General features: G+C 69.1%; 15 protein-coding genes and 2 pseudogenes. 9 read left to right on the top strand and 8 right to left on the bottom strand.

The features are described from left to right. Nucleotides 1-15 precede the first annotated feature (15 nt). Nucleotides 16-753 carry a VOC family protein gene (locus tag ACZ4MU_RS09295; protein WP_467873030.1) on the bottom strand — a complete coding sequence of 246 codons (738 nt, stop codon included), beginning with the start codon at nucleotides 751-753 and terminating at the stop codon, nucleotides 16-18. 349 nt (nucleotides 754-1,102) lie between these two features. On the opposite strand from ACZ4MU_RS09295, the gene ACZ4MU_RS09290 reads away from it, so the two are divergent. Further along, nucleotides 1,103-3,232 carry a PIG-L family deacetylase gene (locus ACZ4MU_RS09290; protein WP_467873027.1) on the top strand — a complete coding sequence of 710 codons (2,130 nt, stop codon included), beginning with the start codon at nucleotides 1,103-1,105 and terminating at the stop codon, nucleotides 3,230-3,232. Between the two features lie 16 nt (nucleotides 3,233-3,248). On the opposite strand, the gene ACZ4MU_RS09285 is transcribed toward ACZ4MU_RS09290, so the two are convergent. The 3 genes from ACZ4MU_RS09285 to ACZ4MU_RS09275 all read right to left on the bottom strand — a co-directional run bounded on the left by ACZ4MU_RS09285 (nucleotide 3,249) and on the right by ACZ4MU_RS09275 (nucleotide 5,432). Beyond that, nucleotides 3,249-3,674 carry an ATP-binding protein gene (locus ACZ4MU_RS09285; RefSeq protein ID WP_467873024.1) on the bottom strand — a complete coding sequence of 142 codons (426 nt, stop codon included), beginning with the start codon at nucleotides 3,672-3,674 and terminating at the stop codon, nucleotides 3,249-3,251. Nucleotides 3,675-3,796: 122 nt separating this feature from the next. Then, complete coding sequence (locus ACZ4MU_RS09280; RefSeq protein WP_467873022.1) at nucleotides 3,797-5,266, bottom strand: sulfatase family protein; 1,470 nt, start codon at nucleotides 5,264-5,266, stop codon at nucleotides 3,797-3,799. A gap of 70 nt (nucleotides 5,267-5,336) precedes the next feature. Beyond that, on the bottom strand, nucleotides 5,337-5,432 hold the full coding sequence (locus ACZ4MU_RS09275; protein WP_467873019.1) for a putative leader peptide: 96 nt from the start codon (nucleotides 5,430-5,432) through the stop codon (nucleotides 5,337-5,339). A gap of 223 nt (nucleotides 5,433-5,655) precedes the next feature. Between ACZ4MU_RS09275 and ACZ4MU_RS09270 the strand changes: the two genes are divergently transcribed. From ACZ4MU_RS09270 to ACZ4MU_RS09260, 3 genes are all read left to right on the top strand, one after another. Beyond that, the gene (locus ACZ4MU_RS09270) at nucleotides 5,656-6,696 is read left to right on the top strand and encodes a sulfotransferase family protein (protein WP_467873017.1); all 1,041 of its coding nucleotides are present in this window, start codon (nucleotides 5,656-5,658) and stop codon (nucleotides 6,694-6,696) included. A 143-nt stretch (nucleotides 6,697-6,839) separates the two neighbouring features. After that, complete coding sequence (locus ACZ4MU_RS09265; protein WP_467873014.1) at nucleotides 6,840-7,478, top strand: hypothetical protein; 639 nt, start codon at nucleotides 6,840-6,842, stop codon at nucleotides 7,476-7,478. Nucleotides 7,479-7,769: 291 nt separating this feature from the next. Further along, nucleotides 7,770-8,174, top strand: coding sequence for an FKBP-type peptidyl-prolyl cis-trans isomerase (locus ACZ4MU_RS09260; protein WP_467873011.1), 405 nt, complete (start codon nucleotides 7,770-7,772; stop codon nucleotides 8,172-8,174). A gap of 43 nt (nucleotides 8,175-8,217) precedes the next feature. On the opposite strand, the pseudogene ACZ4MU_RS09255 reads toward ACZ4MU_RS09260, so the two are convergent. Continuing rightward, nucleotides 8,218-8,697: pseudogene (locus ACZ4MU_RS09255) on the bottom strand (hypothetical protein); the annotation flags it as partial. A gap of 379 nt (nucleotides 8,698-9,076) precedes the next feature. On the opposite strand from ACZ4MU_RS09255, the gene ACZ4MU_RS09250 reads away from it, so the two are divergent. Genes ACZ4MU_RS09250 through ACZ4MU_RS09240 form a run of 3 tightly spaced genes read left to right on the top strand, consistent with a single transcriptional unit; the run spans nucleotide 9,077 to nucleotide 13,169 of the window. Then, a complete protein-coding gene (locus tag ACZ4MU_RS09250; protein WP_467873008.1) occupies nucleotides 9,077-11,281 on the top strand; it encodes an MMPL family transporter in 2,205 nt (734 codons plus the stop codon). A 50-nt stretch (nucleotides 11,282-11,331) separates the two neighbouring features. Next, a complete protein-coding gene (locus tag ACZ4MU_RS09245) occupies nucleotides 11,332-12,519 on the top strand; it encodes a sensor histidine kinase (protein WP_467873006.1) in 1,188 nt (395 codons plus the stop codon). Between the two features lie 2 nt (nucleotides 12,520-12,521). After that, entirely contained in the window at nucleotides 12,522-13,169 is a 648-nt protein-coding gene (locus ACZ4MU_RS09240) for a response regulator (RefSeq protein ID WP_467873004.1), read from the top strand. A gap of 45 nt (nucleotides 13,170-13,214) precedes the next feature. Here ACZ4MU_RS09240 and ACZ4MU_RS09235 read toward each other — a convergent pair. Both ACZ4MU_RS09235 and ACZ4MU_RS09230 read right to left on the bottom strand, forming a co-directional pair. After that, nucleotides 13,215-13,283: pseudogene (locus tag ACZ4MU_RS09235) on the bottom strand (VOC family protein); the annotation flags it as partial. A gap of 24 nt (nucleotides 13,284-13,307) precedes the next feature. Next, on the bottom strand, nucleotides 13,308-13,898 hold the full coding sequence (locus tag ACZ4MU_RS09230; RefSeq protein WP_467873595.1) for a TetR family transcriptional regulator: 591 nt from the start codon (nucleotides 13,896-13,898) through the stop codon (nucleotides 13,308-13,310). 104 nt (nucleotides 13,899-14,002) lie between these two features. On the opposite strand from ACZ4MU_RS09230, the gene ACZ4MU_RS09225 reads away from it, so the two are divergent. Both ACZ4MU_RS09225 and ACZ4MU_RS09220 read left to right on the top strand, forming a co-directional pair. Further along, nucleotides 14,003-14,938, top strand: a complete 936-nt coding sequence (locus tag ACZ4MU_RS09225; RefSeq protein ID WP_467873001.1) for an oxidoreductase — start codon at nucleotides 14,003-14,005, stop codon at nucleotides 14,936-14,938. A gap of 182 nt (nucleotides 14,939-15,120) precedes the next feature. Further along, complete coding sequence (locus ACZ4MU_RS09220) at nucleotides 15,121-15,882, top strand: class I SAM-dependent methyltransferase (protein WP_467873592.1); 762 nt, start codon at nucleotides 15,121-15,123, stop codon at nucleotides 15,880-15,882. A 267-nt stretch (nucleotides 15,883-16,149) separates the two neighbouring features. Here the strand turns inward: ACZ4MU_RS09220 and ACZ4MU_RS09215 are convergent, their stop codons facing one another. Further along, a complete protein-coding gene (locus tag ACZ4MU_RS09215; RefSeq protein ID WP_467872999.1) occupies nucleotides 16,150-17,160 on the bottom strand; it encodes a YVTN family beta-propeller repeat protein in 1,011 nt (336 codons plus the stop codon). Nucleotides 17,161-17,567 lie beyond the last annotated feature (407 nt).

The following is a 17,567-nucleotide window of genomic DNA, read 5'->3' as shown; positions in this document are numbered from 1 at the left end:
AGCTGTCCCTCACCGTCAACGCGGCGTAAGCAGGCAGAACTCGTTTCCCTCCGGGTCGACCAGAATCGTCCAGGCCAGGGCGGACTGGTCGATACCGGGGTCGGTGGCCCCCAAGGCGCGCAGCCGGGCAGCCTCCGCTGCCATGTCGTCACCGGCGTAGGGGCGGACGTCGAGGTGGACACGGTTCCACCCAACCTTGGTGTCGGTGTTCCGGATGAACTCCAGGTAGGGGCCGACGCTTTGGGCGGAACGCATCCGCGCCTGGTCGTCGCTCACCTCGTGCAGCGTCCAGTCCATCGCCCCGTCCCAGAACCGGGCCATGGGCCTCGGGTCGGCGCAGTCGACCACCACCGCGGCGATCGGCCCGGTGTCCCGGTACAGCGGACGGGGTTCCAGGACACAGAACTCGTTGCCCTCCGGGTCGGCCATGACCGTCCAGGGAACATCACCCTGACCCACGTCGGCCGGCGTCGCACCGAGACTCTTGAGGCGTTCCACCAACTCCGCCTGGTGCGCGCTCGATGTGGTGGCCAGATCGAGGTGCACCCGGTTCTTGACCTTCTTGGGTTCCGGATCGGCCACGATGTCGATGCAGACCGCCACGGGATCGGGATAGACGAAGCCCACGGGTTCGAGGTTGGTCACCCCTGGCCCCTCGCTGTCCATGCCCCACCCCAGTGCCTCCGCCCAGAACCGGCCGAGCGCGGAGTCGTCCTGGGCCTTCATGGTGATCTGCACGAGTCGTGTTGCCATGCCAGAGATCCTACGAAGCCGTCATCGGCGGAGGGCCCTGTCCGTGGAGCTTCACAGGCGACGTAACGACTTCGCATGGCAATGTGCGGACAACTGTTACATCGCCGACGGAATACCTACGTGCGCTCTTCGTAACGTCAGCCGTGCCGCTCACACCCCGGTGCCGCCCGTCAGCACGACCCCCACCCCGCCGGCCCGGGACGGGCCGATGCAGGGCTGCGCCCCGGGCAGACCACCGTGGCGGTGCACGCATCTCCCCGGGAAGTCGCGGAAGGCGTGCTCGCCCCGCGTCCCGCCCGATGCCCCGCCTGTACGCCCCGCCCGCCCATTGACCCGCGAAAGACCTCCTGTGCCGCTTCAGCCTGCCCGCCGCGCCTTCGTCGCCACTCTCATAGCCCTTGCCGCGGCGATATCGGCCTGCACTCCCGCCTCATCGACGCTCGCCTCCTCGCCGGTGCGCCAGCGCGGTACGGTCCAGGCAGTCCGGGACGGTTCCAGCGGTGCCCGGGTCATGCAGATCGTCGCCCACCCGGACGACGACCTGTACTTCATGAACCCCGACCTCCAGCAGTCCATCGACGCCAATGACCAGCTCGTCAGCGTCTACGTGACCAGCGGCGAAGCCCAGGGCTTCAACAAGCTCCCCGGCCGCAAGCCCTCCAAGCCGAACGTCACCGACTACGCCGGTGCCCGCCGTCAGGGCCTGCGCCAGGCCTACGCGCTGATGGCGACCGGCGACACCAAGGCACCCTGGACCAGGCAGGCCAGCGCGCTCCCCGACGGCACCTCCATAGAGGTGGACGCCCTGAGCGGGCATCCCGGCATCCGTCTGGTCTTCCTCGGTGTGTCCCAGCACTACGCCGCCCCTAGCGCCATCACCGACCTCGACCTGCGCCATCTCTGGGAGGACCCCCGCGCGGTCACCCGGACGCTGGCGGGCACCGGCTCCCCCGTACGCACCTCGCACCAGGTCACCCGCGCCGGTCTGATCGACGCGCTGGTCCACCTCATGGACAGCTATCGGCCCACGCTCGTTCGCACCATGGACCCCGACCCGGACATGCAGGTCCGCGACGCCAAGCACCGCGCCCACCACGACCAGCGCGGCTACTCGGACCACCCCGACCACACCGCTGTCGCGCTGTTCACCTACGCCGCGCTCGACCGCTACCGGGCCCCGCACGCCGTGACCGCCTTCCGCGGCTACTACAACGAGCGCTGGCCGCAGGCCCTGCCCCCGCGGATCGTCCGCGAGAAGGCCGACGTGCTCAACGCCTACGGAGGCTCTCCACGGGACTGCGACGTCAAGGCGTTCGGCGGCTGCGGTGACTACGACGTCGGCCGGGACCGTTCCTACGGCACCGGCTGGCTCCAGCGCACCTCGCTGCGCTACCCCACCGCCGCGCCGCAGGTGCGGCAGGACGCCGACGGGCGGCTCACGGCGTTCGCCGTCCTGAACGGCCAGGCCGCCACATGGCAGGAGACCGCCCGCGGCAGCGGACAGTGGACGGCGCCGGAACTGCTGCCCGGCAAGGGACTCGTGCCGGGCCTGACAGCCTCGTCGAGGCCGGACGGCCGCTGGCAACTGTTCGCCGAGCGCATCGCCGCCCTCGGCCCCGGGGCGACGGACAACCGGCGTGAGATCGTCACGACGGAGCAGACACGCAGGGGCGGGCCGTTCGGTGCCTGGGTATCGCTCGGCGCACCCGACCGCGACCCCGAGCACAGCCGCCGGGTCGGCGGGCCCGTGGTGACCCGCGGCGCCGACGGCACCACCTGGCTGTTCGCCCGCGACTGGGCCAAGGGCGTCTCGGTCCGCAGCGAGCGCGCCGACGGTACGTGGAGCGACTGGGCGGACCTGGGTGGCGCCGAAGTCCAGGAGGGGCTGAGCGCCGTCACCGACGCGCGGGGCATCGTGCACGTCTTCGGCGCCGGGCACCACACCGTTCGCCACTGGGCGCAGCGCGTCCCCGGAGGACCGTTCGCGGTCGTGCCCACGGGGCTGCCCGCGCCGGCCGATCCGCCGGCGGCGCTGGCCCGGCCCGACGGGTCGCTGGTCCTCGCGTTCCGCGAGGCCGGGACCGCCCGTCTGCTCGTACGCACCTTGCCCGCCGGTGGCGGAGCATGGCTCGACGAGAAGATCGACCTGGACAGCCGTGGCTACGGCACGCTCGCCCTGGGGCTCGTACCCGGCGGAGTGCTGCTGGCCGGCCGCGACGATGACGGTGGTACGAGCGTGGCCGCTCTGGGCACCGGGCGTGCCCCGCGCTGGAGCACCGTCCCCGGAGCTGTGGTCGGCGCGGCGTCCCTGGCGACCGACTCCGGCGGCCGCCCCGTCCTCGCTCTGCTCGCGCCCGACGCGACGCTCCGTGTCCGGGCCGTATCCGATGGCGAGGCCGCCGAACAGGGAGATTCCCGAGACCTCCAACGGACGACCGAGGCTGCCTCACAGAGCCGCCGGCTCATGCACCCGCGCTAAAAGCTGTCCGAGTCGATCATTGCCCGTCCCTCGGAGGCCGGGGCGGCTGGAAGCAGGCTGTGACGTCCTTGCCGCGGGGGCAGCGGTAGGTCTGCCAGTCGTCGGCGAGGGCGTCGATGAGGAGCATTCCCCGGCCACCGGTGGCTTCCTCACCGGCGTGACGTGGTTCCGGCACCAGGGGCGAGGCGTCGTGCACCGTCACGTGCAGGCATTCCTCGTCCCAGGTCAGAATGAGCTGGGCGTCGCTTCGGGCATGTACATGGGCGTTGGTGACCAGCTCGGAGACGGTCAGCACGACGGAGTCCAGCAGATCCGGCGCGGTCCGGTCCCACCCCAGCCTCGCGAGATGCTCACGCGTCCAGTCCCGTGCCGTCTTCACGCCGCTGCTGACCGGCAGCGAACGCGCCCACCCGACAGCTCTCAGCGCAGGATCCTGCGGCACTGTCTCTCCTTCCACCGACAACGGGTACTCGTCTCCGTCTGCCCGGGAAGCAGCTCAGTCAACGTGCCCTGCCGAAGAGGTTCCCGAGGAAGCCGCGGGCCGAGCCCACGGAAACCCCCGCCTCAGCCGGCCGGATACGCCAGCAACCCCCTGTCCGTCTCCTCCCACGCTGACTTCAGCTCGTCCAGGAGCCTCGGCTCGTCCACGGCCCGGTCGGCCTGCTCGCGCTGGTCCTGCGAGAGATCGAACAGTTGGTCCTGGCCGTTCCTGCCCCGGTAGTACTTCCAGTTCCCGCGCCGCAGCGCGCGCTCCCCGCGCACACGCCAGAACAGGTCACGCTCGGCAGGCTGCCGCCCCCGCAGCAGATAGGGGGCCAGGCTGGTCCCGTCCAGCGTGTAAGCCGGGTGTGGGCGCGCCCCTCCGATCTCCAAAAGCGTGGCAGTCCAGTCCGGTGTGAAGACCGGCTCGTGGCTGACCTGCCCGCCGTCGAGGCGTGCGAGCCACCGCACGATGGTGGGCACGCGGATTCCGCCCTCCTGGAGCGAGGCCTTGTTGCCCGACAGGGGCCAGTTGTACGAGAAGCGCTCACCGCCGTTGTCCGAGGCGAAGAACACCAACGTGTCCCGCGCCTGGCCGGACTTCTCCAAGGCGTGCAGCACGACGCCGACCGACCGGTCCAGGTCCTGCACCATCTGCGCGTACTTCTCGACGGAACCGCCGTCCTGATGCCAGAGCGCGCCTTTCGCGCCCGCTTTGATCCTGCGAACGATCTCGGCGCTCTCCTCCTCGTCCCCCTCGGCTGTCCAAGGCCAGTGCGGAGTGGTGAAGTTGAGGTTCAGCAGCCAGGGCCGACCGCCGTGGTCGCGCTGGACGTACTCGCCGGCGCGCTCGGTGAGGATGCGTGTGTAGTACCGCAGGTCCTTGTACTCGGCATCGCCCTCGCGTACGTTCCCCGCGTACAGGTCGTACTCCCCACCGAGCCCCAGCTTCGAGTAGTACTCGAGGGCCCCGCCGAAGTTCCCGAAGAACTCCTCCCAGCCGGACTTCGTGGGCGAGTAGTCCGGCAGATATCCGCAGTGCCACTTGCCGATGAGCGCGGTCGCGTAACCCGCGTCGCGCAGCAGCGAGGCAAGTGTGGGGTGGGTGGGCTCGAGCCCGACGGACCTGTCCGCGATCGGCTCCGCGAGACCCCCCTTCGTACGTCCGGGCAGGCGCCCCGTGTACAAGCTGAACCGGGTCGGCGAGCAGGTCGCGGACCCGGCGTAGGCATCCGTGAACCGGACGCCCTGCCGTGCGAGCCGGTCAAGGTTCGGGGTCTTGATGTGCGGGGCGCCGTAGCAGGACAGATCGGCCCAGCCGAGATCGTCGGCGAGGATGAAGAGAATGTTGGGCCGCTTGGCCCGTCGCTGCGGTGCCGCCCTGAACGGCTGCTCGCGCTCCGGGACTTGAGCCTGGGCGTCGGCGGCGGACACACCGACGGCCGCGGCGGTGACGCCTGCGGCGACAGCACCGCCGAAGGACCGCCGGGACAGCGGGGACGGTGGGGGCGGTGGGGACAGCCGGGTCAGGGGAAAATCGTCGTACGAGGACACAGTGCGCTCCTGAGCGGGGCACGGCGCACCACGGCGTCACGTACCCGAAGAGAGTCGAAAGGGAGTCGGTTCAGACAGCGCGACGACAGATGGCGCTCGCGACACGTACCAGGTCGACGTGGCGGCGCTCCACAAGCGTGGCCGTCGGACCACCGGGCGTCTGCATGGGTCAGGAGCCTCATCGAGCGCCTGTGTGCCTGTCAACGAAAAGCCCACCCGTTCACAAGGGCTTCGTATCGGCGAAATCCGGCGCACACGCCCGCTCTGCGCACACGCCCGCTGTGCGCAGAGGCATATTGGCGGCTGGGCACCTGGCCAGGGATAGATCGCGGTGCCAGGGGGAAGTCTGCTCGCGATCGCTACGGTCGTCTGCGAGGGAGATCACGGACGTGCGCACTTTGACCTTCGTTGTCGGAACGGGCCGCAGCGGGTCGACCGCGCTGTCCGGCATCGTCCACGCGCATCCTGATGTCCTCAGCCTCAACGAGTTCCTGTCGTCGGTGCAGAGCCGGGGTTTTCCCGAAGGCCGCCTGGACGGTGCGGAGTTCTGGCGGCTGCTGGCTGAGCCCAATGCGCAGTTCGAGACGATGATCCGCAGCGGGGTTCCGATGCCGGAGTTCCTCTATACGCGCCGTCCCGGACGCTTCGCCACCGAGACCACGGGCATCCCCGCGATCTCACTGATGGTGCTTCCGCACCTGACCGACCAGCCGGACGACCTGTTCGACGACCTGGAAAAGCAGGTGCGCGGGTGGCCGCCGCGGCCCGCCGCCGAACACTACGCGGCCCTTTTCAGCCTGCTGGGCAGCCGTGAAGGGCGCACCGCGGTGGTCGAGCGATCGGGCTACTCCCTGCACCGGGTGCCGTTGCTACGCAAGGTCTTCCCGTACGCACGTTTCGTACACCTGTTCAGGGACGGACCCGACTGCGCGCTGTCCATGAGCCGGCACACGGGCTACCGACTGATCTTCCTGCTGCGCGAGATTCTCGCCCGCAGTGGCGCCGACCGCATCGAAAACCTCACCGAGGAGCAGATCCGTGCTCTGCCACCCACCCTGTCACCGCTGCTGACCGAACGCTTCGATTCCGCCCTGGTCCTCGACCCTGACCTGCCGCTTCCCGGCTTCGGCGCATTGTGGTCACAGCTCATCGCCCAGGGCGTGGCCGACCTCGACGCCGTGCCCGCACCCCAGCGGACCACCCTCGCCTACGAGGACCTCCTTGACGACCCCCGCAACCAGCTGACCCGCCTGGCCGACTTCATCGGTGTCGAACCACTCCCCGAGTGGCTCGACACCGGCGTCGCCCGCCTGGACAGCAGCCGCCGGGGAGCCTCCCGACAGTTGCCCGCGGCAGAGCTGGCCGCGCTCCGGGCTTCCTGCGCCCCGGGCACACGGGCCCTGGCCGCCGGCCGGACACAGACGACGTGACCGGGCCGGGACCACCTCCCTCCGGCTCGCGTGGCGGCGGGCGACGGCCGTGAAGTCGCGGCGGAGCGGAGGCAAGTTGCCGGTCGCCAGGGGGCGTGAAACGCTGGAGAACAGTATCCGAATGCCCGGATCGGAGGATTCCGATGCGCCTCGGACCCTTGACCGGCCTGGTGGCCGTTGTTCTGATCGCCGTCGCTTTCGCCGTGGGCGGCGATACACCGGATGTAGGTGCCTCCGGGCCACAGGTCAAACTGTTCTACCAGGATCACGACACGCAACAGGCGGTCTCTCTGTACCTGCTGGTCCTGGCGGGTGTCTTTCTTGTCTTCTTCGCCGGGAGTCTTCGCCACCACCTCGCCGACTCCGACCGGCACGGCTGGCTGCCTCAAGTCGCCTTCGCCGGGGGCATATTGTCGGCGATGGGTTTCTGGGTCGCATCGGGCGTGACGCTCGCGCTGATCGACGCAAGCGACAAGCAGAAGGTGGACGGTCCGGCCCTCCAAGCCATGAATGCCATCAGCAACGACCTCTTCATCCCCTTCGTCGGCGGAATCGGCATCATGCTCCTCGCCGCCGGCCTCGGTACAGCACGCAGCGGAAGCCCTCTGCCACGTTGGCTGGGCTGGGCCGGGATCGTGCTGGGCGTGCTGATGTTCATCCCCTGGGCCGGTTTCGTCGCCTTCCTCGTAGCCGGACTGTGGATCATCGCCGCCGGCGTGCTGCTCGCCCGTCGACCCACCATTCCGGACACCACGAGGGCCTCGGACATGCCGACACCCTGACCTCTACCTCTCTCCCGCACCCCGGCTGCCGGGCGGGTCAAACCGAGGCGGGTGGTCCCGGCGGGACCGCCCGCCTTGGCGCGCAGTCAGTGGCGCGGTCACGTTAGACGCACCGGGACCCTCGTGATTTCCGCTGGACCGGCGTATTCCGGAGATCGGCATCGTCGGTAGCCTGATCATCAGCTGCACGGAGTATCCATGTGTCCCGGTGGCCATGTGTTGCGGCGACCATGTGTCCCGATGCCCCGCTGGTTGGTACGAGGGCTTACGACAGGGAGTAATGAGTCTGCGATGAGTGAACTGACAAAGCCCGAAGTCCACGTTCCGGAGGGTGACGCCCCCACCGAGCTGTCCATCCGGGACCTGGTCGTCGGGGACGGGGCCGAGGTGAAACCGGGCATGGTGGTCAGGGTCCACTATGTCGGGGTGACCTTCGAGTCCGGGAAGGAGTTCGACGCCTCTTGGGACCGGGGCCAGCCGTACAAGTTCGCCCTGGGCAGTGGCAAGGTCATCAAGGGCTGGGACCGGGGAGTGAGGGGAATGAGGGTCGGCGGCCGACGCGAGATCATTGTTCCCCCGCGTCTCGGATACGGCAACCAGTCACCCTCGCCTCTGATCCCGGCGGGCTCGACCCTGGTCTTCGTGGTGGACCTGCTGGACTCGTATTCCAGCACAACCGGGTGGAGCAACACGTAGTGATCCTGGCCCCTGCCGGCTACTGGGACAACCGGGAGCCTCGCGGCGCGGCGTCGATACCGTCAAGGGCGACGCGGTACACGGCGTCCGGGCTGAGCCGCACCGCCTGCCAGAGCGAGCAGTCGTCGATCCTGCTCGCCACCGGCACGCCGCACCTCGCACAGGCCAAGTTGGGGCCGTCAGCACCGTCGAGCCCACAGCAGGCACCACTGTGTTTCTCGGGCATCAGCCGCGTTCCTCGGAGGTCACCGGGCGCGATGACGACCGCTTCGGGCGCACGGTCGGACAGGGCGTAGACCGGTGCGTAGATGCCGCGTGCCTCCGCCTCGCTCGGGTCGATCTCGTCCCACACCTGCCACGGTCCTCCCCACGGGTCCGGATCCACGGCAAACGTCCCCGACTCCATGAGCACCAGCAGCTGGACCCCGTTCCCGTACTTCTGACGGGCGTGGGCCGGAAGGGAAACCTGGGACAACGGGACGGTCAGCTCGGCATCGCACCGCACACAAACGAAAACGAACAAAGACCCTCCGCATGACAAACAGCCGCATCATCGCACCTCGGCGGCAGCCGGCCAACACGTTTTCGCGTCCAGCACGGGGCCAGGTGGTGTGCGGCGTCCTGCCGCTCTCGCCGGCATCCCCTGTGCAGCGCCCCTGCTCCAATCGCACCGGCCCTGACTGGCCCCGGGACTGTCGCCCATCACGTACGACTTGACGGAACGTTGGCTTGACGGAGCGTTGGCTTGACGGCCGCCTCCTCTTCAGGCGCCCCCTTGTGGTCCCACGCTCCATCAGCCGTCCCGCCGCCCCGCCCCCAGGCCGGGGTCCACCAACCGGTGGACCCCAGGTTCAACCAGTCGCTGCTGTCGGCGCCGCACCCCCTGCCAACAGCATGGAGGCATGAAGAATCTTCCCGTACGCATTGCTCGTTGGAGCGCCGCCCGTCCCTGGCGGGGCATTGTCGGCTGGTTCGTGTTCGTCGTTCTGTGCCTCGGTATCGGTATGTCCGTCGGCACCAACGCGGCGACCACCGAGGACTTCCGCATCGGAGAGGCGGGACGCGGTGAGGCGATCGCCGCGGAGGGCGGGTTGCAGCAGCGGCCCGTCGAGCACGTCCTGATCACCGCGCAGCCCGGGACCGGAAAACTCGACATCGCCGCGGCCGATTCGGCCGCCGCCGACATCGCCGCCCGGATGGCCCGACTGCCCGAGGTGCTGTCCGTCGCCGGCCCGGTGCACGGCGCGGGCAACACGGCGGTGCGGGTCACCATCACCATGAAGGGCCCGGAGCTGGAGGGCAAGGAGCATGTCGACCCGCTGATCGAGCAGACCGCCGCCGTGCAGAAGGCCAACCCCGGGCTGCGCGTGGAGGAGACGGGATCACCGTCCATCAGCAAGGGCGTCGGCAAGCTGCGCGGCGACGACCTCTCGCGCACGGAGGTGATCGCCCTGCCGGTCACCTTCCTCACCTTGCTGCTGGTCTTCGGTTCCATGGCGATGGCCCTCGTACCGCTGCTGCTCGCCCTCTCCTCGATCGCCGCGGCCGTCGGCCTGTCGATGGTGGCCTCGCACGTCTTTCCCGACGCGGGCGTCGGCACCAACGTCATCCTGCTCATCGGTCTCGCCGTCGGCGTCGACTACACGCTCTTCTACCTCAAGCGCGAACGCGAGGAGCGGGCCCGCGCCGACGGCAGGCTGAGCCCGCAGGCCGTCGTCGAACTGGCCGCCGCCACGTCAGGGCGGGCCGTCGTCCTCTCCGGTCTCGCCGTGGCCGTCTCCAGCGCCACCCTCTACCTCGCCGACGACGTCATCTTCTCGTCCATCGCCACCGGCGCGATCGTCGTCACCCTGGTCGCTGTCGTCAGTTCCCTGACCGTGCTGCCCGCACTCCTCGCCAAGCTGGGCATGCGTGCCGAGCACCGGGCCGAGCGCCGGGCGGCCCGTGGGCTCGCGCCGAAGAAGCAGAAGGCGCACAAGTCCGGCCCCGGCCGTCTCACCGCCGCCGTGCTGCGCCCCGTCGCCAAGCACCCCGTCGCCACCCTCACCGTCACCGTCGCCGGGCTGGTCGCCCTCGCCGCCCCGCTCCTCGGCCTCAAGCTCACGGACATGGGCCGCGAGACGCACTCCCGCTCCATCGTCGCCATGCAGGTCTACGACCGGCTGAACGCGGCCTATCCGGAGCTGAAGTCCATGCACCAGATCCTGGTCCGCGCCGACGCCAACCGCTCGTCGGAGGTGACCGCCGCCCTGCGCGAACTCGCCGCCGACGTCAAGGACGATCCGCGCCTGAGCGGCACCCCCCGGCTGACCACATCGCCCGACCAGCGGATCAGCATGCTCCAACTGCAGGTCCCGCACTACGTCAGCAGCGACGAGGCCCAGTCCTCGCTCCAGGACATCCGCGACACGTACATCCCGCAGACCGTCGGCCGGGTGAAGGGGGCCGAGACCGCGGTGACCGGTGACGTCGCCCGCTACACCGACTACCCGACCCACCAGGAACAGAAGCTGCCCCTCATCATCGGAGCGCTCCTCCTGGTCACCTTCACCGTGACCGTATGGGCCTTCCGCTCCGTGGTCCTCGGCCTGGTGGGCGTCCTCCTCAACCTCCTCTCCGCCGCCGCCTCGCTCGGCATCCTCGTCCTGGTCTTCCAGCACACCTGGGCCGAAGGCCTGGTCGACTTCACCTCCACCGGGTCGATCGGATCCCGTGTGCCGCTGTTCCTCTTCGTGATCCTGTTCGGCCTCTCCATGGACTACCAGGTCTTCGTGATCAGCCGGATCCGGGAGGCGGCCCTGCGCGGAGTCCCGACCCGGAGGGCCGTGATCGAAGGCATCGGCAGCTCGGCGGGGGTGGTGACCAGCGCCGCCGTGGTCATGGTGACGGTCTTCGCCAGCTTCGCGGCACTGCACCTGATCGAGATGAAGCAGATCGGCTTCAGCCTCGCGGTCGCCGTCCTCCTGGATGCCTTCGTCATCCGGCTGCTGGTCCTGCCGTCCCTGATGCTCCTGCTCGGCGAGGCCAACTGGTGGCCCTCGCGCGGAGTGAGCCGTGCCCGCCCCACCACCGACCACACCCCTCACACCCTGGAATCGGTAAGCTGATCGACTCGACCGCCGGGCCTCCAACTCCCCTACGAACGAAATGAATCAGCGTGAGTCAGTGGCAGCAGCAGCCGGGTGACCGGCTCATCCAGGACCGTACCCTCCGCTGGAACCTGGCAGCCTGGATCCTGTTCGGCCTGCTTCCCCCGGCCATCGCCGTGCTCGACGCGTCACCGGCCCGCAGGTGCTGGATGTTCGGCCTGCTCGCCCTGATCGCGCTGTGCCACACCGTCGTTCTCACCCGGCCGGACACCCCCGTGCTGCCTCCCCGCACCTACCTTGCCGTCCTCGCTGTCGTCCTCGGCGCAGCGTCCTACCTCCTGGACGGCGGGGCCGCGTTCTACGTGATATCTCTGCCGCAGTTCTGGCTCTTCACCCGCATCCCGTCGGACGCGATCAGGCTCAGCGGGGCCGCCGCGGCCCTGACCGTCTTCGGGGGCACACTCGGCCAGGGCTGGAGCCCGCATTTCCTCACCGGGAACGCGGTGGTCACCGTCGTCGCCTACGCCGCAGGGGTGAGTCTGGGGCTGTGGGTGCACCGCTTCGTCGGCCAGAGCAAGGAGCGGCAGGAGCAACTGGCCTCCGAACTGTCCGTCACACAGGAGGAGTTGGCGGCCGCGTACCAGCGGCAGGGGGCGGCCGAGGAGCGCGAGCGGCTTGCCCGGGAGATTCATGACACCCTCGCCCAGGGCTTCGCCTCCATCGTGGTGCTCGCGGAGGCCGCCCGCGCCGCCGTCGTCAGCGACCCCGTACGCTGCGCCGAGCAGCTCACCTCCATCGAACAGACCGCGCGCGAGAACCTGGCCGAGGCCCGGGTGCTCGTCGGCTCCGCCCCGGCGAGCGGTGTCGCGGCCGGTTCGTTGGCCGCCACCCTGCGCAGGACCCTCGACCGTTTCGTCCAGGACACCGGTCTCACCGTCACCGCCGAGCTGCCCGACATCGACCTGGACCAGCGCACCCGCATCGCCCTGCTGCGCTGCACACAGGAGTCCCTCGCCAACATACGCAAGCACGCGGGCGCCTCCACTGTCGGCGTCGTCCTCTCCGATCGCCCGGGCGGTGTCGAACTGGAGATCACCGACGACGGCCGCGGGTTCGTCGTCGAGGAGTCCCACGGCTTCGGCCTCGACGGCATGCGCCGACGGCTGGCCGAACTCGACGGCGAACTCGCCGTCACCAGCTCGCTCGGCGACGGCACCCTTGTCCTCGCCACCCTTCCCACGCAGAGTCAGGACTGACCATGACCGACACCCCCTACGACCGGATCCGGGTGGTCGTGGTCGACGATCACGCCGTCATGCGCGCCGGAGTCATCGCCCTGCTGGCCAACGAGCCCACGATAGAGATCGTCGGCGAGGCGAGCGACGGCCGCGAAGGCGTCCATCTCGTCGAGCGGCTCGCCCCCGATGTGGCGCTCCTCGACCTGCGTATGCCGGTGCTCGACGGCGTGGCCGCCACCACCGAGATCGTTGCCCTGCCGACGCCCACCCGCGTGCTGATCCTCACCACCTACGACACGGACGTCGAGATCGAACGGGCCGTCGAGGCCGGCGCCGTCGGCTACCTCCTCAAGGACACCACCCGCGAGCAGCTCGCCGACGCCATCCGCTCGGCCGCACGCGGTGAGACGGTCCTCGCGCCCAAGGTCGCCGAGCGCCTCGTGGCCCGGATGCGCCGCCCCGAGCCGGTCGCCCTCACCGCGCGGGAACGGGACGTGCTGCGCGCGGTCGCCGACGGCCTTTCCAATGCCGAGATCGGCCGTCGCCTGGTGATCGGCGAGGCCACCGTGAAGACGCATCTTCTGCGGGTCTTCGCGAAACTCGACGTCAATGACCGCACGCGCGCCGTCGTCATCGCCCTGGAACGCGGACTCCTCGCACACTCCTGACGCCCCGACACCGACAAGGGTCAGACGATCGGCAGACGGGTGTGTGGCTTCGGGCAGTTCCAGCAGCTCGCGGTGGAAACGGGCCGACTCGTGGCGGTCCTGGGAAGCGATGATGGTGTGGTTGAACGTGACGGGCTTTCAGCTGACCTCGTTGGCATCCAGCGCCGGGGCGATCGTGGAGAAGGCCCGGTCCGTCAGTTCGGCGGGGTCCTCGGTACCGTCGCTGCCGCTCCAGCGTTGCAGCACGGCGTCGAAAGCGGTGAGTGCCATCCCGGCGGCCAGCTGGGGGTACAGAGCGGTGTCGGGGTCCAGTCCCAGCCGTAGCGCCAACTCTGATGCCAGGTCGACGCGCCACTGGTCCTGGCGTTCCAGAAAGCGTGCGCGCAGGGCCGGGGTACGCAGGATCAGTTGCACCACACGCAGCGCCCTGTCCGAGTGGTCGGCGCAGACGGCCATGGAGTCCCAGACGGCGTGCCGCAGAGCCACGGATGGCTGTTCACCAATGGGACGGGACGCCAGCGTTGTACGCATGCCGGTGCCCAAATCGGCCAGGAACTGGACGACCACGTCCTCCTTGGAGGCGAAGTACCGGAAGAACGTCCGCTTGGACACCCCGGCGGTGGCCGCGATCTCGTCGATGGTGACCGCGTCGAATCCCTTCCGCGCCAGTAGCTGGAGGGCGGCTTCGCTCAGCTCGTTGGAGACGAGCCGGCGTTTGCGCTGGGCCATCGTGACGTCGGGGCGGGAGTCCACCGGGCAATCCTACGCCATGCCATCCATGCCACTTGGTGATTCTATTGACACCAAGTGCCATACACGACAACGTGTGCCGCATGATGAATAAGGAGCGCTGGACGGCCGATCGCATCCCGGACCAGGCCATGCGGGTGTTCGTCGTCACCGGAGCCAACAGCGGCCTGGGCCTGGCCACCACCCGGGCACTCGCCCGCAAAGGCGGCCACGTGATCCTCGCGGTGCGCGACGAGACGAAGGGCCGCCGGGCCGCAGCGGAGATCGCCGCTGAACAACCTGGCGCCAACCTTGAGGTACGTCGGCTCGACCTGGCCGATCTGGATGCGGTGCGGGCGTTCGCCGAGCGATTGCGCGCCGATCACCCGAGGCTGGACGTGCTCGTCAACAATGCCGGTGTGATGGCACCGCCCCGCTCACTGAGCGCCCAGGGACACGAGGTGCAGTTCGCCTGCAACCACCTCGGCCACTTCGCGCTCACCGGTCTGCTGCTCGACCTGCTGACCCATGGCGACCAACCCCGCGTGGTCACGGTGAGTTCGACCAACCATCGGCAGGGACGCCTCCACCTCGACGACCTGTCCGGCGAGCGCACGTACTCGCCCATGGCGTTCTACAACCAGTCGAAGTTCGCCAACGCCGTCTTCGGATGGGAACTCCACCGGAGACTGACCGCCGCCGGCAGCCCGGTCCGCAGCGTGCTCGCCCATCCCGGTTACACCTCCACCAATCTGCAGACAAGCGCACCGGTCGGCATGGTGAAGATGCTGTTCGGCCATATCGTCGCCCCGCTCGCCCAGCCCGCGGAGCAGGGCGCATTGCCCCAGCTGTACGCGGCTACCGCTCCGGATGTAGAGGGTGGCGAGTTCATCGGGCCGGACGGCTTCGCCGAGCTGCGCGGCGGCCCGACGCGCGTGCGGCTGTCCGCCGCGGCAGCGGATCCTGAGACCGGCCACCGTCTCTGGGAACTGTCAGAACAACTCACCGACGTGCGGTTCACGTTTCCGGCCTTCCCCTGACCAAGTGGTAGAGGCCTGCCACGGTGCGACTGGACGGATTGCTGTGCGACAGATGGCGTACGCAGCGGCCGCACACAATGGCGGCCAGGCGCGACACGGGAAGCACGAGGCCGGGGGTCCGGACTTGCGTTAGCGTAGGGAAAGTGACGGGAAACGATGCCGACCGGCGGTGGTCGGAGTCCATGCCGACGGCTTATGAGCAGTATCTCGTGCCGGTGGTCTTCCGGCCCTTCGCCGAGGATCTGGCGGTCCGGGCAGCCGCACTCCAGCCCCGGCGGATCCTGGAACTCGCCTCCGGCACCGGCGCGTTGACCTCGTCACTGCTCGCGGCTGTGCCCTCGGCGGAAGTGACAGCAACCGACCTGAACGAGGCCATGGTCGCCTACGGGTCGGCCCGGGTGCCCGGGGCTACGTGGCGACAGGCCGACGCGCAGCGGCTGCCCTTCCCCGACGGGAGCTTTGACCTCGTGGTCTGCCAGTTCGGCGTGATGTTCTTCCCCGACCGGATCGCGGCCTTCCGCGAAGTCCGGCGGCTCCTGGTTCGGGGCGGTCGATTCCTGTTCAACACCTGGGGTCCACTCGGCACGCACGCCTTCGGAGCCGCGCTGCAGGCCGGTCTGGAACGGGCCTTTCCGAGTGACCCGCCGCGATTCCTCCCCACCGTCCCGCACGGCTACGCCGACCCCGCTGTCGTCACCTCTGATCTGATGGCCGCCGGATTCGCCGTCGAGGAGGAGCGGGAGCTGACGCTGGAGGGTCGGGCGGCGTCGCTCGCCGACGTCGCCACCGGGTTCCTCACCGGAACGCCGGTACGCGCGGCTGTGGAGGAGCGTGGCGACGAGCCAGCCGTCCGAGACACCGTCATCGGGGAGATGACGGCCCGTCTGGGCAACGGGCCGGTCACCGCCCCGATGACGGCGTACGTCTTTCGCTGCGCGGCCTGAGCCCGGAAGGGACGCCTGCCACATCCCCCGGTCGCTGCCCCCCCAGACGACGACTCCCTGCGAACGCCACCTCGGCATCGCCCTGGCCGTTCTCACCCATCCCCGCCTCACCTTCAGCGGGCCGCTCATGGATGTCGACCGGCTGGACCAAGTGATCGGCGGACGCCGTCCGCGACGCTGACCCGGCGCCGCCCCGCACCCCGGTTTCCGGGCAGTCATGTCGGGAACGCCCGCACCCGGCCCATGCGAATCAGCGGCGTCGCGCTGTCACCTGGGGGTGATGGCGATGCCTTCGGGGTGGTGGCCCGTCTCCAGCGTCGCCCGTACCTTGGCCTGCGTCGGATCGATCACCGTGACGGTGTCGGACTCCTCATTGGTGACCCAGACGCGACTGCCACCCGGACTGACCGCCAGACCCTGCGGCGTCTTGCCCACGGGCACCCGGGCGAGAACGCGGCCGGTCGACGTGTCGATGATCAGAAGGACGTCCGCCGCCGAGTCCGCGGCGTAGAGCCTCCGTCCGTCGGGACTCACGCCCACACCCACCGGCGCTTTGCCGACCACCCAGGTATCCACCACTCTGCCGACAGTGGTGTCGATGACCGAGATGCTGCCGGATCCCGTATTGGCGACGTAGACCTTTTCCCCCTTCGCCGTGGCGGTGATTCCGCTCGGGAAGTCACCTACCGGAATCCGGCCCAGCGGCTGGTATTCCGCCGACAGCATGGTGACGTCATTGGTGCCGCTGTTGGTGACGTACGCCGATCCCTGCGGGATGGTGGCGACGCTGTGCGGGAGTTCGCCCACCGGCACCGTCACGATGACCTTACGGCTGGCTGTATCGATGACCGATACATTGTCGCTGCCCCAGTTGGCCACGAACACACGACGCCCGTCACGGCTCGGCGAGGCCGAGAACGGATAGGCGCCGACGGGTACGTTCGCCACGACTTTGCGGCCGGAAGTCTCGATGAAGGAGACGGTGTCGGACACTCCGTTCGCCACGTACACCTGAGAACCGTCGGGAGCCGCGCCGACGCCGGTCGGTCCCGTGCCCACCTCCGTGGTGCCGACAGCCCTTTCCAGTCGGACGTCGAAAGCGGAGACGTTGCCGGAACCGCTGTTGGCCAGGAACGCGACGATGCGCATCGGGTAATCCGCGACGGCGGAAGCGCGTTGCGCCGCCGGTGGCGCGAGCGGAGACGGTGCGGGGGACGCCGCCGCCGAGGTGCACGCCATGACCGCCAGCGCGGAACCGAGGGCCAGACGGAAACGCAAGCGTGAGAGGAAAAGTTGTGGGACGCGAGAGGGAGGGAGGCCTGCGGCGGCAGCGGACCGCGAGCCTTGGGGCACGCGGCCGAGTCCGGGAATTCTCAGCATGTGTCTACCTTTGCGTCTGTCACACGGGGGAGCTGGACGTACACGCGTGATCAAACGTCCGACATCGATATTCCGCACGGCCAGATAAAGAAGTCGTTCTTTCACGTGGCGCTATCTGGACCAACTCGCCCATTACGCATACATGTCGGAGTAATATAAATGCAGGATCTGCCGTCGCCCCCGCGATGCCGCACCCGGATCATTTCCACCCACAACGCCAGGTCGGTTCAAGGCTTGCCCGGAAGGATTCCATAACTACTTGTCGACATGCCAGCCAATTGCCACCTCCGGAAGGGACGTTCCTG

Source organism: Streptomyces sp. NPDC026377, assembly GCF_055567715.1.
The sequence above is the reverse complement of the archived record's forward strand: the minus strand, read 5'-3'. Positions and strand labels throughout refer to the sequence as shown.